This window comes from Streptomyces sp. NPDC048353 (assembly GCF_055587165.1).
On sequence record NZ_JBVJGU010000006.1, the window covers coordinates 271,047 to 284,900 of the forward strand.

Genomic DNA, 13,854 nt, shown 5'->3' on the forward strand with positions numbered 1-13,854 from the left:
CGGGGCCCCACCTGGGCGCCGCACCTGTGACGAGCGGCCCGCCACGGCTCCCCTCGCCGGCCCCCGAGGGCGCTCCTGCTCGCGTACCCCGACCCGCGCCCCGCCCCTCGGCCTCCGCGGGGCGGACCCCCGTCCCTGTCCGAGCCGGTCGACGGCCCGGCCCTTGACGGCCGCCACCGGGCCTCCCATACTGACGGCCAAATCGATTTGGCTCCCCGTCCAGGGCCGGATCGCGGCTGAACCAGAACGTGTCGAACGCCGATCGGAGCTCGAACGTGTCCAGTCCCCGCCAGACCCTTCCCGGTACGGAGCAGCCTCCGGCGCCGGAGCCCCTCGACCCCGCCCCCGTCCACCCCGTCGACGAATCCCGCCCCTGGGGCCGGATCCTCCTCTTCGGCATCCAGCACGTCCTCGTCATGGCCGCCACGCCGATATCGGCGATCTTCCTGATGAGCGCCACCCTCCGGCTCGACGCCGGCCTGACGGTCGACCTGCTCTCCGCGGCCTTCGTGCTCTCCGGCGTCGGATCCCTGGTCCAGTCACTGGGACCGTGGAAGTTCGGGCCCCGACTGCCCTTCGTGATGCTGCCGGGCGGCGCCCCCCTGATCCTCTTCCTCGCCATCGCCGAGCAGCACGGGCTGCGCACGGCCTCCGGCGCGGTGATCCTCACCGCCCTCTTCATCTTCGTGGTCCTGCCCCTGTTCTCCCGGCTGCTCGCGTTCTTCCCGGCCCTCGTCATCGGCACGATGATCGTCATCGTCGGGATCAACCTGGTGAAGGTCGGCGCCGTCCTGGTCACCGGCCGCCCCGGCACGCCGGGCTTCGCCGATCCGACCAACCTCATGCTCGGCATGGCGACGATCGGTTTCACCGTCGCCTTCTACCTGCTGTTCACCGGCATCCTGCGTCAACTCGCGGTCATGCTCGGACTCCTGGCCGGCACGGCGCTGGCCGCGGTCCTCGGGCACATGGACCTGAGCCGCGCCGCCGAGGGCGGCCTGGTCAGCCTGCCGCAGCTGATGCCGTTCGGCTCGCCCCAGTTCAACCTCCTCGCCGCGCTGCCGCTGATGCTCTACAGCCTCGCCTCCATGGCGGAGGCCACCGGCCAGACCGTCATCAACGCCGAGGCCGTCGGCAAGGACATCGACCGGCGCTCCGCCGTCCCCAAGACCATCCGCGGCGACGCGCTCACCTCCCTCGCCGGCGGCTTCGTCGGCCTGCCGCTGATGGTGACGAGCGGCGAGAACATCGGGATCGTCCGTGTCACCGGCGTCCGCAGCCGATACGTCACCGCCGCGGCCGGCGTGGTCCTCATCGCCATCGGCTTCCTGGCCCCCGTGATCCGCGCGATCAGCGTCATCCCGTCGGCGGTCATCGGCGGCACCGCCATGGTCGTCTTCGCGGTCATCACGGTGCTCGGCGTGCAGATGCTCGGCCGCTCCGACCTCGACAGCCACACCCACACCTTCGTCTGCGCGGTCGCCCTGGCGCTCGGCCTGCTGCCCATCCTCATCCCGGGCGTGTACGCGGGCTTCTCGCCGAACCTCCGCATCCTCCTGGAGAGCGGCGTCGCCGTCGGCGCGTGCGTCGCCGCCGTCCTCAACATCCTCTTCCACCACGTCAGGCCGGGCATCGCCGCCCGCCTGACCGCCCACCGTACGGAAAGTGACCGATGAACCAGCTCCCCCGGGAGCCCCTCGACGGGCCCGGCCCGCTCCTGCTCGTACCGGACGCCGTCCTGCTGCCCGAAGGCCCCGCCGAGGACTTCGCGGTCGTCGTCGCCGACGGCTCGTTCCGCGCCGTCGGCCCCACGGCGCAGGTCCGGCGCACCCATCCGCACCTCGCGGAGGCGCGGTTGCACGGCCATGTGCTCATGCCCGGCTTCGTCGACGCCCACCACCACCTCACGCAGAGCTTCGGCTCGGCACTCGCCTTCGGGGAGCCGTCGGAGATCTTCCGCCGCGTCTGGGTCCCGCTGGAGGGGGCACTGAACGAGGAATCGGCTTACTCGGCGGCGAAGTTGGCGGCCTTGGAAGCGCTGCGGGGCGGATTCACCACCGTCGCCGACGCGGGAACGCGGGCCGCCGTGGACATCGAGGTGGTCGCGTCGGCCGCCCGTGACGCCGGGATCCGCTGCGTCCTGGGTCTGGTCGCCAACGACGCCGACGGCTCGGGCGCCTCTCCCCCTGCCGACGGCTCCGACGCCACGGCGGCTAGGGGGCGTTCGGCCCTCGCCGACGCGGAGAAGCACCTCGCCCGCTACGCCGGCGACCCGCTCGTCCATCCGTCCCTCGCCGTCTCGATCCCCGAGGCGGCGACCCCGGCGACCCTGAGCGGTGTCGCGCGGCTCGCCGCCGAGGCGGGCGCCACCCTGCAGATCCACGTCAACGAACACCTGGCCGGTGTGGAACGCTCCCTGGTCCGGCACGGCTTGCGCCCGCTGGAGTACCTGCACCACCTCGGCGCGCTCGGCCCCCAGCTGCTCGCCGCCCACGCCACCCTGCTCACCCCTCGCGAGCTGACGCTGCTCGCCGACACCGGGACGGCCGTCAGCTACAACCCGGTCGCCAGCGCCTGGAAGGGCAACGCCGTGGCGCCCGCCCTGACGATGGCCGAGCGCGGCATCCGCTTCGGCCTCGGCACCGACGGGACCCGGGGCGACGGTTTCCGCCTCGCCGAGGCCGCCGAGTTCGCCCAGCGGATCGCGTACGGTCTCGCCACCGGCGACTCCTCGTGCGGGGCCGGCTGGACCTGGCTGGAGCACGCCGCGCGCGGCGGCGCCGACGCCGTGGGCCTCGGCGCCAGGACCGGCACCGTCGCCGAGGGTCTGGCGGCCGACTTCCTCCTCGTCGATGTCACCACCCCCGAACTGGCCCTCTCCTGGGACGTGCCCTGGGAGCTGGTACGGCGGGGCAACCGGGACCAGATCACGGCGGTGTTCGTCGGGGGCCGGTTGCGGCTGTGGCGGGGCCTGCCCACCACCTGGGACGGCCCCGCGCTGGTCCGCCGGGCGGCCGAACTGGCCCGCGCCGCGGTGGACCGGGCCCCGGTCACCCGCGTCCACCCCACCTCCACGGCGGCCCGCGCGTCCACCGTGGCGCGCGCCCGCGCAGCGGACCGCGGCGGGGTACCGGCGCCCCGTGTCCCGCCCGGGGCGCCCGGCGCGATCGCCGGGGCCCGCGGAGGGAGCACCGCGCCGTGAGCACCGAAACCCTGGCCGTCCTCGCCCTCACCGTGGCCGTCGCCGCGTTCGTGCAGGGCACCAGCGGGCTCGGCTTCGCGCTGATCGTCGCGCCCGTGGCCGGGATCCTCGATCCCGGCCTGCTCCCCGTGTTCGTCCTCGCGTCGATGATCCCGCTGAACGTGTACGTGGCCTGGCGCGAACGGGCCTCGCTCGATCTGCGCGGGGCCGGCTGGATCACCACGGCGCGGCTCGCCGCCACCCCGGCCGGTCTGGCGCTGCTCTGGCTGATCCCGGACCGCAGCCTCGGCCTCTTCGTGGGCGGCGCCACCGTCCTGGCGGCGGTGGTGAGCCTCGCGGCGCCCGCGTTCACGCCCGGGCGGGCCGCCTACCTCGGCGCGGGCGCGGTGACCGGGCTGACGGAGACGGCCACCGGCGTCGGCGGTCCGCCGCTCGCTCTGGTCTACCAGCACCGGCCGCCCGCGGAGCTGCGCTCCACGGTCGCCGCCTGCTTCCTGGTCGGCGAAGTCGCCTCCCTGGCACTGCTGTTCGCGACGGGCGAGGGTCAGGCGGGGGACCTGGGCTGGGCGGCGGCGCTGGTCCCCGCGATCGCCCTCGGGGCGTGGTCGAGCCGACTGGTGCACCACCGGCTGGACGCCTCCCGGATGCGCCTGTTCGTGCTCGGGTTCGCGCTGGTCTCCGGGGTGGTGCTCATGCTCGGGCTGTGACCCGCAGGGACGAGGCGCGCGGGATCACCCGGGGCTCGGGCGAGGAGACCACCGCGCCGGTGGTCACCTCGCCGCGCAGTCGGCCGAGGAGCAGCTCCACCGCGTCGGAGGCCGCCCGGTCCAGATGGAGGTCGACGGCCGTGAGCGGCGGCTCGCAGGTCCGGGCGCGCAGCCCGTCGTACCGCGTGGCGACCATGACGTCGTCGGGCACGGCCCGGCCGCTGTCCCGGATCGCCCGTACCGCGCCGACGGCGAAGGCGTCCACGAGGGCGCACACGGCGTCGATCCCGGGGTGCCGGGCCAGCAGCTCGGCGCAGCGGTCGTAGCCGGCCTGTTCGCCGCCGGCCTCGGGGGCGGTCGCCACGATCGCCTCCCAGCCGTGCTCCTCGGCGAGCCGCTCGTACGCGGCGCGCGCGTCGACCGACGAGTGGCGTTCGCCGGCTCCGATGATCAGGGCGGGGCGGGTGGCGCCCTGATCGCGCAGGTGGGTGAGGAGCAGCTCGGCGACGAGCCGGCCGTGCAGGTCGATGTACGGCGCCTGCTCGTCGGGGGAGACCGGCCGGCCGAGGGCGACGTACGGCAGGCCGCGTTCGGTGAGGTGGGCCGCCGCGGCGTCGTTCACGTCCGGTTCGACGACGATGGCGCCGTCGATGTCCACGGAGTTCAGTCCGGATCCGGACCGTACGGGCGGGACGAGGACGAGCGCATACTCGTGCAGCAGCGCGCTCTCGGCGGCCGCGGCGGCGATCTCCATGTAAAAGCCGAGCCGGGAGGGTCCGGCGGCCACGGCGAACGGCATGGAGGAGGCGAGGGCGATGGCCTTGGCCTCTCCGCGCCGCAGGCGCTGGGCGCGGAGGTTGGGCCGGTAACCGAGCTCGCCGGCCACCCGCTTGATGCGCTCGCGGGTCCGGGGGTCGACCTTTCCGAGGCCGTTCAGCGCGTGGGAGACCGTGGTGCGCGACACTCCGGCGGCGCTGGCGACGTCGGCGATCGTCGGTGGTCTCGAGCCGGCCCCGGATGTGGGCATCTGCCGTCGCTCCTCGTGTGGGCGGAACAGTGACGCCCCCATCTTCGCCGACGCGGGCGGCGTCCGGAACTCGGCCGCCCGCCGGTACGCGGAGAGGGGCATCGGAGCCGAGCCGCCGGAGGGAGCCGCGGGTCTTGCGGCATGGCTGAAACGAACCCCTCGCGGCATTAGGCTCGGGGCCGTGAGCAGCGAGGCGGCGGGTGACACGGCAGTGGCGGGCGGGGCGCGGTATCGCCGGGAGGAAGTGGCCAGGGCGGCCGGGGTGAAGGTGCGCAATCTGCGCTACTACCAGGAACGCGGTCTGCTGCCCCCGCCCCGCAGGGAGGGCAGGATCGCCTGGTACTCCGACGAGCACCTGACCCGGCTGCGGCTGATCGACGATCTGCTGGGCCGCGGCTACACCGTGAACGGCATCGCCGAGCTCCTGGACGCCTGGGAGCAGGGCGGGGGAATCGCCCAACTCCTCGGTTTCGAGCGGGAGATGACCCGCGACTGGGTGCAGGAGGAGCCGGTCACGATGACGCTGGCGGAGTTGCGGGAGATGTTCGGCTCGACGGCGACCGCGCAGGACACCCGACGGGCCGCGGCGCTGGAGTACGTACGGGTGGAGGGGGACACGGTCACGTTCCCGAGCCGGCGGCTGCTGGAGGCGACGCTCACGCTGGTGCGCCGGGGGCTGCCGCTGGCGGAGATCCTGGACGCGGGCGACTTCGTGCAGACGCAGGCAGCGGCGGTGGCGGACCGGTTCGTCGCGCTGTTCCGGCGGCATGTGATCGGTGCCGAGAGCCTGGAGCGGATTTCGGCCGGGCGGTTGGATCACATCGCGGAGGCCGCCGCGGCGCTGCGCCCGGTGGCGGGGGAGGTCGTGGCCACGGAGTTCGCCCGTGCGATGGCGCGGCGGGTGGAAGCGGAAGTCGCCGCTCTGCTGCGTACGCAGCAGTAGGACTTGTCCGAAAGGGCGCTCCCCCACAACCTTGCCAACCGCCATTGGCACTCTTACATTCGTCTCCACGGTCATACCGGCGAGTAACGCATGTGCGGAGCCGGATCGCACCGGTCGGGCCGTCTCACCTCACACCCACTGCCCCACCCCACTCAGCCAAGGGGATCCGTCATGGGACACGATTCGAACGACTTACCCGACATGGAGGACGGCCGGGTGAGATGGCGACGCTTCGCCGTCCTGACCGTCCCCGCCGTCGCCGTCACCGCCGGCCTCGGCATCGCCCTCGCCCAGGGGGCGCTCGCCGCCTCCTTCGCCGTCTCGGGCCAGCAGTTCAAGGTCTCCGCCGAGAGCCTGAACGGCACGGGCTTCGCGCAGTACGGCAGCGTCGACGTCAACGCCCGCAACGAGCTCATCCCGGTGGCGGTCACCGCCATCAAGGAGGCCGAACTCAACAGCCTCTGCCAGTCGGTGGTCACCACGCTCCCGGTCATCGGCGACATCTCGCTCTACCTGACCGCAGGTCAGAAGGACCCCGTCGAGGCGACGAACCTCTTCGTCGACGCCACCCAGCTCTCCGGCAACGCGTCCTTCACCAACATCGAGATCGGCCGCGACGCCTCCACCCTCGACAAGGGTCCGGAGGACGCACAGGGCATGCAGGACCTGTTCGCCCAGCAGGCCGACACCGTCACCATCACCAAGCTGAGGCAGACCGCCTGGGCCACCAACGCCGGGACCTTCAAGCTCTCCGGGCTGAACATGCACGTCAGCAAGGGCAAGAAGGAATGCTTCTGACCCGAGGGCGGACGCGGTTCCGGCGGTGGCGCCGCAGCCGACCGTTCTGGGGCGGGCTCGTCACCGCCCTCGCCGGGGCCGAGATCTGCGTCCTGCCGCTCGCCCCGATGAAGGTCATGCTCACCCAGGGCGTCGCGGGCATCCCGTCGGTCCTCATGGGCCTCGTGATGATCGTCCTCGGTCTCTCCGTCTGGTTCTCCCCGCACTACCGCACCCTCGCCGGGATCGTCACCGTCCTCATCGCCACCGCCGCACTGGTGCTGTCGAACCTCGGCGGATTCCTCGTCGGGACCCTGCTCGGCATCCTCGGCGGGGGCCTCATGTTCGCCTGGCAGCCGCGCTCCCCCACGCCCGGCAAGCCCTCCGTCCCCGCTCCACACTCCGATCCCCAAGGAGCACAGCCATGAGCCGTACGCACACCCTCGTCCCCCTCGCCCTCGGACTCGCCGCCGCCGGCGCGCTGACCCTCGGCGCCGCCGCCGCGACCGCCGCGCCGTTACCCACGGCGGCGGCCGGCTCCACCACCGTCACCCCGGCCGGCCACGCCTTCAAGGCCACGCTCAGCGGCAAGGCCACCCTCAAGGCGGGCTCGGTCACGGTGACCTGCTCGGTCTCCGTCTCCACCGGCACCGTCCCGGCCGCCCCCGGCAACCACAACCCGGCCGGCGCGGTCTCCTCGCCGATCTCCGCTCCGACCTACAGCTCCTGCACGTCCAGCATGCCGGGCGTGACCCCGACCGTCACCACCAGCGGTGCCTGGCAGGTGTCCATGCAGCACGGGACGCCGATCACGGCCACCATGACCGTCCCCTCCGGCGGGCTCGTGGTCAAGACGACCGGCCTGGCCACGTGTACGGTCGTCACCGCGCCCACCGCCGCGGCGAGCGTCCCCGGCTCCTGGGCCAACGGCGCCCCGCCCTCCCTGACCTTCACCAACGCCTCGGTCCCGGTCAAGGTCACCGGCGGGTTCGGCTGCCCGACCAGCGCGACGTCATCCACCTTCAACGCCGTTTACAAGGTCACCGACACCACCGACCCGGCCCAGCAGATCACCGTCGCACCGTAACTTCCCGCACGACGAACGACGCCGGGCAGGGCATACGGACCCCCGTACGCCCCGCCCGGCGTCCTCGCGCCCGGGCCCGTCCGGAGGTGCGGCCCCACGCGCCCCGGCCGACCATGAGACAAGGAGGCGGGGGCCGCACCTCAGGAGGCGCCGGTGATGCGCGACAGCAGGGACCACTCCCCCGACGTCCTGGTCGTCGGCGCCGGGCCGGTCGGGCTCACCGCCGCGGCCGAGCTGCGCCGGCAGGGCGCCACCGTCCGCATCGTCGACCGGCTGCCCGCGCGGCTCCCGTACGCGAAAGCCGTCGGCGTCCAGCCCCGGACACTGGAGATCTGGGACCGGATGGGCATGGTGCGCGAGGCGCTGGACGCCGCCGTCCCGATGCGCGGCCAGCTCGTCTACGTCAACGGCTCGGAGGCGGGCCGGTTCGAGCTCACCCTGCCGCCCGAGGTGCCGTACGGCTTCGCCGCGCTGCCGCAGTACGAGACGGAGCGCGTCCTCGAAGAGCACCTGGCCCGCTTCGGGACCCGGATCGAGCGCGGTGTCGCGCTGGTGTCGTTCCGACAGGACGAGACCGGCGTGACGGCCCGCCTGGAGTCCGTGCCGGACCCGGTGCCGGACCCGGCGGGAACGGGCGGGGAGGAGATCCGCTGCCGGTACCTGATCGGCTGCGACGGCGCCCACAGCACGGTACGCAAGGGGCTGGGGCTCTCCTTCGAGGGAGGCGCGTTCCCGGAGGAGTACATGCTGGGCGACCTCCAGGTCGACTGGGAGCTGCCGGAGGGATACGGCGTGCGCTCCCTGCACCGTGCCGAGGACGGAACGGTCGACGACACGCTCGTGTGCATCCCGCTGCCCGGCCGGGGACGGTACCGCATGTCGATGACGGTGCCGGCCGAACTCTCCGCCGCCCGGCGCGCGCACGACACCGCCGGGAACCCCGACGGCGTGGCGCACGGCCTCGACGGCGCCCAGGGGCCCGCCCTCTCCGACATCCAGCCGGTCCTCGACCGGCTGTCACCCCAGCCCGTCACCGCGTACGGACTGCGCTGGTCGTCGGTGTTCCGGATCAGCCACCGGCTAGTGGACCGGTACGGCGAGGGGCGCGTCTTCGTCGCGGGGGACGCCGCACACATCCATCCGCCCACCGGGGCGCAGGGCATGAACACCGGTATCCAGGACGCCTACAACCTGGCCTGGAAGCTCGCCCTCGCCCTCGACGCCGCCGCCCACCCGCGTCTGCTCGCCAGCTACGACGCCGAGCGCCGGCCGGTGGGCGAGGAGGTCGTCGGGCGGACCGTCCGGCACGCCGCCGAGGGCGTGCAAGCGGACCCGGAGGACCCCGCGACGCTGCTGCTCCGCGAGGCCCAACTCCTCGTCGGTTACCGGGGCAGCCCGATCGTGGACGGAGCGGCGGCCGCGCCGCGGACCACCGGCGCCCCCGAGCACGGGCAGGACGGCGGGGCGGGGCGGGAGGACAAGACGGCGGGGCCGCGCGCCGGGGACCGCGCGCCGGACTGCGGCGGCCTCACCGGCCGGATCGCCACCTACCCGCTGCGGCTGTACGACCTGCTGCGCGACCGCGGCCACGTCCTGCTGCTCTACGGCGACGGTGAGGCCGTCGCCGGCCTGCGCCGACTCGCCGACATGGCAAAGGAGTCGACGGGCGGCCGGGTCGAGGCGTGCGCCCTGCTCGCCGGGGACGGTGCGCCCGCCGCCGAGGCCGGGCTCCCCGTGTACCGGGACGCCCGGGGCGAGTTCGCCGACCGCTATGGCGTCCGGGCCCCGACCGTCTTCCTGGTGCGGCCCGACGGATACCTCGGGGCGCGGCTTCCCCTCCCGGCCGAGGACGCGCTCGCCGCCCACCTGGCAACGGTGTTCCGTAGCTGAGGCGGCGGCCGGGCTCCGCGCTCCCGCCGTGCGGGGGTGGGGTGCCCGGCCTAGCCTGAAGAAGGTTCCGTCCTCGGCTGACAGGGAGGATCTGCCATGAGGTACTCACCAGCCCACTGGCGCAAGCTCTGTGTAGGTCTGACCCTGGCCGGGACCTTGGCGGTCCCGGTCTCCGCCGGAGCCGCCTACGGCGGCACCGCGCCGGCGGCCTCCCCGACCGCCCTCACGGCGCCCTCTCCCCCGCCGTCGCCCTCCGACACCGAGTTCGCCGAACTGTCCCCGGCGGTCGCCCAGCGACTGGACGACGCGATCAAGCAGGTCATGCGCGAGGCGGACGTGCCCGGAGTCCTCGTCAGCGTCTCGGCGCCCGGCAAGGGGAACTACGAACGGGCCTTCGGCGTCGCCGACAAGTCCAGCGGCGAGCCGATGCGCCCCGACCTCTACCTGCGGATCGGCAGCGAGACGAAGACCTTCACCGTGACCGCGCTGCTGGAACTCGTCGACCAGGGCAAGCTGGGCCTGGACGACCCGATCGGCGACTACATCAAGGGCGTTCCCAACGGGGACAAGATCACCCTGCGGCAACTGGCGGGCATGCGCAGCGGGTTGTTCAACTACTCCATGGACGACGCCTTCTTCAAGGCCCTGACGTCCGACCCGGACCGCCCCTTCACACCCCAGCAGTTGCTCGACTACTCCTTCAAGCACCCGGTGAACTTCGCCCCGGGCACGCAGTTCGAGTACTCCAACACCAATCTGATCCTGCTGGGCCTGGTCGTGGAGAAGGTCGGCGGGCTCCCCCTGAACGAGTTCCTCCAGAAGAACGTCATCGGGCCGGCCGGTCTGCGGCACACCGTCTTCCCGACCGACGCCGCGTTCCCCGAACCGCACGCCCAGGGCTACACCGACCAGACGGCGTCCGGGAAGGTCGAGGACTCCGCGAACTGGAACCCCTCCTGGGGCTGGGCCGCCGGAGCGATGATCTCCCAGCTCCGCGACCTCCGGACCTGGGCGAAGGTCGTCGCGACCGGCACGCTGCTGACGCCCGCCACCCAGGCGGAACGGCTGAAGACCCTGCCCACGACCATCCCGGGCGCCGCCTACGGACTGGGCATCTTCAACGTGCAGGGCTGGATCGGGCACAACGGCTCGCTGCCGGGCTACGAGTCCTTGACGATCTACCTGCCCGACGTGCAGGCGACCCTGGTCGTCATGCTGAACACCGACATCGGCCACGACGGGGCGGAACCCAGCACGCTCTTCGGGAAGGCGATCACCGAGATCGTCTCTCCGGACAACGTGTACAACCTGCCGACGCCGGTGGCCCCGGACAAGTCGACGTCCCCCTCGCCCTCCTCGTGACGGCGGGCGTCCGGACCCCAAAGGCACGGACGGACGCCGAGGTCACCGCTGCGAGCTCTCGGCGGTGACCTCGGCGAGGTCCGTACCCGTCGTACCGTCAGGCCGCCCGTCCGAACCGCCCCTCCCCTCGGCGCCGCCCGAACCGCCGGCCCCGTTCCTGTCGCCCGCGCCGCCGGTGCCTCCCGAGCCGCCCTTGCCGCGCCTACCGCCCCGTCCGCCCGGCCCTCCCGGCCCGTCCTTGCCCGCCGCGCCGGCTCCTCCGCCGCCGGCGTCGGGACGCAGCGCCGTGTAGACCGACCAGACCACCGACACGAGCGGTACCGCCACCACGGCCCCCACGATGCCGGCGGCGATCGAGCCGGCGATCACCGAGATCGCCACCACCAGCGGGTGCAGCCGCACGGCCCAGCTCATCACGAGCGGGTGCAGCAGGTGTCCCTCGATCTGCCCGATGACGACGATCAGCGCGATCACGATGCCCGCCACCAGCGGACCCTTCGAGGCCAGGGCCACGACGGCGGCGATCGCGAGGGCGACGGGCGAGCCGATCAGCGGGACGAAGGCCGCCATGAACTCGAGCAGCGCCAGCGGAACGGCCAGCGGCACCCCGAGGAGCCAGAGCGCGATGCCGACGAGAACGGCGTTCGTCGCGGCGACGAGGACGATGCCGTGCGTGTACCCGGTGAAGGTCCGCCAGGCGGCACGGCCCCCGGTGTCGGTCCTTGCGCGGACGGACCGGGGCAACTGTCCCTGAAACCACGCCCACTGCCGGCCCCCCGAATGGAGGAAGAACACCGAGCTGAACAGCGCGAGGGCCAGCGCCGTGAAGACCTCCACCAGTCGAGTCGCCCCGCTCAGCGCCTTGCTGACCAGCGTCGAGCGGTGGTTCGACAGGAACTGCTCGATCCGGGCCTGTACGTCCGACAGCGCGTTCGGGTTCAGCCGGAAGGGCGGCTGCTCCAGCCAGTGCTCGATCCGGCCGACGCCGTCCCGGAACTCGCGCACAAGCGTCGTCCGCTCCCCCGCCACGGCCTCGCCGACCAGCGCGAGGACACCGAGGACGACCACGATGCTGCCGATGAGGGTGACGGCGACCGCCAGCGCGCGCGGCAGCCGGCGGTCGAGCAGCCGGACGACCGGGAGCAGCATGGCGGTGATCACCAGGCCGAGGAAGAGGGCCACGCCGATCTCGTGGAAGCGCCCGAGCACGGCGAACAGGCCGTACACGAGCGCCCCGACGACGAGCACGCGCCACGCGTAGGCGGCGGCGGTGCGGAGGAAGGGGACCACCGGCGAGGGTGTGCCTGGCTGCATGACGGACGACGTACCACCGGGGGGCCGCCGGGCCACGCCCCCGCCCCCACATTCCCCCGCCCACACCTCGGCTGCGTCCGGACGGGCGAATGCCGCAGGAACCCCCGTCGAACACCGGTGTCGCCACCGGGCCGCCCGCCGGCGGCGGTGACGATCGGGGGATGGGTGTCATCCTGCCGATCGTGTTGTCGGTCTTCGCGGCGTTCAGCAACGCGCTCGCCACGGTGCTGCAGCGCCGCGCCGCGCTTCAGGTCCCGCAGTCCGAGGGGTTCCGGTTCGGGCTGATCCTCGATCTGCTGCGGCGCCCGGTCTGGCTGGCGGGCATCCTCGCGGTGATCGCCGCCGGCATCGGCCAGGCCGCCGCGCTGGCGACCGGGCCGCTGACCCTCGTACAGCCGCTGTTCGTCCTGGAGCTGCCGCTCGCCCTGCTCATCGCCTCGCTGATGACCCGGGAGCGGCTTCCCAAGGCACTGTGGTTCGCGGTGGCGGGGGTCGTCGGGGGGCTGGCAGTGATGCTCGTGGCCGCCTCGCCCTCCGGGAACCGCACGCATGTGGAGCTCGACCGGTGGGTGCCGGCGCTCGCGGTCTGCGCCGCCGCGGTGGTGGTGCTGGCCGCCGCCGGTCTGCGCAGGCCCCCCGGGCGGGCCCGCGCCGGCTGCCTCGGGGCGGCGACGGCGATCTGCTACGCCCTGACCGCGGCCCTGATGAAGGCGTCGATGCACATCCTCGACGAGGGCGGCATCTCCGCCTTCCTGACGACCTGGCAGACCTACGCCTTCTGCGTGACCGGCATCGCCGCGCTCCTCCTCCTCGAACACGCCATGCAGGGCGGACCGCTGGTCGCCTCCCAGCCCGCGCTGACCCTCGGGGACGCGACCATCAGCCTGATGCTGGGGATCCTGCTGTACGAGGAGCACGTCCGGGCGGGCTGGTGGCTGGTGCCCCAGCTCATGGGGGTCGCCCTGATCGTGTTCGGCGTGTTCGCGCTGGCCCGCAGCGGGGTCAGCAGCACGTAGGGCACGGGTACCCCTCCGCTGGCGCCGGACGCGTCGCCCATGACGCGGTCCGGTGGCGGGAACCGGACACCGGGCCGCGCCGGGCCGTACGGGCGAACGGCACGATCGCGACATGGGGGTGGCCGCGGTACCTGTACCACTGGCCCCCGCGTCCGCCTCCCTCCCGGCCGGGGCGGACCGCCGCCGCTCCCGCCCCCGGCACCGGGCGCCGGCCGACGTGTGCGCCTGCTACCCCCACCGAGCACCGGGCAGGGACTCCGGCGCGGCCGTGCGCGGGGCGGGGACGCCGGCCGGGAGGAGGGAACGGCGGGACGGCTGAGCTGGCGAAACGGTAGCTCGTGCTCCGCTTCCTGGTAGGGGAGGAGAGCCGTCGACGCCGGCCACCGGGCACCCTCCTGAGAAGGCGTCAGAAAACGTCCGCAAGCGTTTGCACACCCCCGCCCGGCCCGACCGGACGGCCGCCCCGTCGTCCTGCCACGGCGCTCCGTGATTCCTGGACCACGTGAACGCGCGTAGATCGGCCGAATCG

Annotated in this window: 11 protein-coding genes and 1 pseudogene; 10 read left to right on the forward strand and 2 right to left on the reverse strand. The window is 73.4% G+C overall.

Going from position 1 to position 13,854, the window contains the following annotated elements:
* The first annotated feature begins 275 nt into the window (after positions 1-275).
* From ACZ6RC_RS23140 to ACZ6RC_RS23150, 3 genes are read left to right on the forward strand one after another with little or no spacing between them, the layout of a single operon-like run.
* Complete coding sequence (locus ACZ6RC_RS23140; protein ID WP_469586294.1) at positions 276-1,676, forward strand: uracil-xanthine permease family protein; 1,401 nt, start codon at positions 276-278, stop codon at positions 1,674-1,676.
* Positions 1,673-3,202, forward strand: a complete 1,530-nt coding sequence (locus ACZ6RC_RS23145; RefSeq protein WP_469586297.1) for an amidohydrolase family protein — start codon at positions 1,673-1,675, stop codon at positions 3,200-3,202. The genes ACZ6RC_RS23140 and ACZ6RC_RS23145 overlap by 4 nt, the downstream gene beginning before the upstream one ends.
* Positions 3,199-3,909, forward strand: coding sequence for a TSUP family transporter (locus ACZ6RC_RS23150; protein WP_391133631.1), 711 nt, complete (start codon positions 3,199-3,201; stop codon positions 3,907-3,909). The genes ACZ6RC_RS23145 and ACZ6RC_RS23150 overlap by 4 nt, the downstream gene beginning before the upstream one ends.
* On the opposite strand, the gene ACZ6RC_RS23155 is transcribed toward ACZ6RC_RS23150, so the two are convergent.
* Complete coding sequence (locus ACZ6RC_RS23155) at positions 3,893-4,936, reverse strand: LacI family DNA-binding transcriptional regulator (RefSeq protein WP_469586300.1); 1,044 nt, start codon at positions 4,934-4,936, stop codon at positions 3,893-3,895. The genes ACZ6RC_RS23150 and ACZ6RC_RS23155 overlap by 17 nt on opposite strands.
* Positions 4,937-5,117: 181 nt before the next feature.
* Between ACZ6RC_RS23155 and ACZ6RC_RS23160 the strand changes: the two genes are divergently transcribed.
* The 6 genes from ACZ6RC_RS23160 to ACZ6RC_RS23185 all read left to right on the forward strand — a co-directional run bounded on the left by ACZ6RC_RS23160 (position 5,118) and on the right by ACZ6RC_RS23185 (position 10,995).
* The gene (locus ACZ6RC_RS23160; protein ID WP_469586304.1) at positions 5,118-5,879 is read left to right on the forward strand and encodes a MerR family transcriptional regulator; all 762 of its coding nucleotides are present in this window, start codon (positions 5,118-5,120) and stop codon (positions 5,877-5,879) included.
* A 171-nt stretch (positions 5,880-6,050) separates the two neighbouring features.
* Positions 6,051-6,677 carry a DUF6230 family protein gene (locus ACZ6RC_RS23165; RefSeq protein WP_391133640.1) on the forward strand — a complete coding sequence of 209 codons (627 nt, stop codon included), beginning with the start codon at positions 6,051-6,053 and terminating at the stop codon, positions 6,675-6,677.
* A complete protein-coding gene (locus ACZ6RC_RS23170; protein ID WP_391133643.1) occupies positions 6,668-7,084 on the forward strand; it encodes a DUF6114 domain-containing protein in 417 nt (138 codons plus the stop codon). Before ACZ6RC_RS23165 ends, ACZ6RC_RS23170 begins: the two co-directional genes overlap by 10 nt.
* Positions 7,081-7,743 carry a hypothetical protein gene (locus tag ACZ6RC_RS23175; protein ID WP_391133646.1) on the forward strand — a complete coding sequence of 221 codons (663 nt, stop codon included), beginning with the start codon at positions 7,081-7,083 and terminating at the stop codon, positions 7,741-7,743. The genes ACZ6RC_RS23170 and ACZ6RC_RS23175 overlap by 4 nt, the downstream gene beginning before the upstream one ends.
* 156 nt (positions 7,744-7,899) lie before the next feature.
* A complete protein-coding gene (locus ACZ6RC_RS23180; RefSeq protein WP_469586309.1) occupies positions 7,900-9,633 on the forward strand; it encodes an FAD-dependent monooxygenase in 1,734 nt (577 codons plus the stop codon).
* A gap of 96 nt (positions 9,634-9,729) precedes the next feature.
* A complete protein-coding gene (locus ACZ6RC_RS23185; protein WP_469586312.1) occupies positions 9,730-10,995 on the forward strand; it encodes a serine hydrolase domain-containing protein in 1,266 nt (421 codons plus the stop codon).
* Between the two features lie 255 nt (positions 10,996-11,250).
* Here ACZ6RC_RS23185 and ACZ6RC_RS23190 read toward each other — a convergent pair.
* Positions 11,251-12,309: pseudogene (locus ACZ6RC_RS23190) on the reverse strand (AI-2E family transporter); the annotation flags it as partial.
* Between the two features lie 161 nt (positions 12,310-12,470).
* Here ACZ6RC_RS23190 and ACZ6RC_RS23195 point away from each other — a divergent pair.
* Positions 12,471-13,325, forward strand: coding sequence for a DMT family transporter (locus tag ACZ6RC_RS23195; protein ID WP_391133654.1), 855 nt, complete (start codon positions 12,471-12,473; stop codon positions 13,323-13,325).
* The last annotated feature ends 529 nt before the right edge of the window (positions 13,326-13,854 follow it).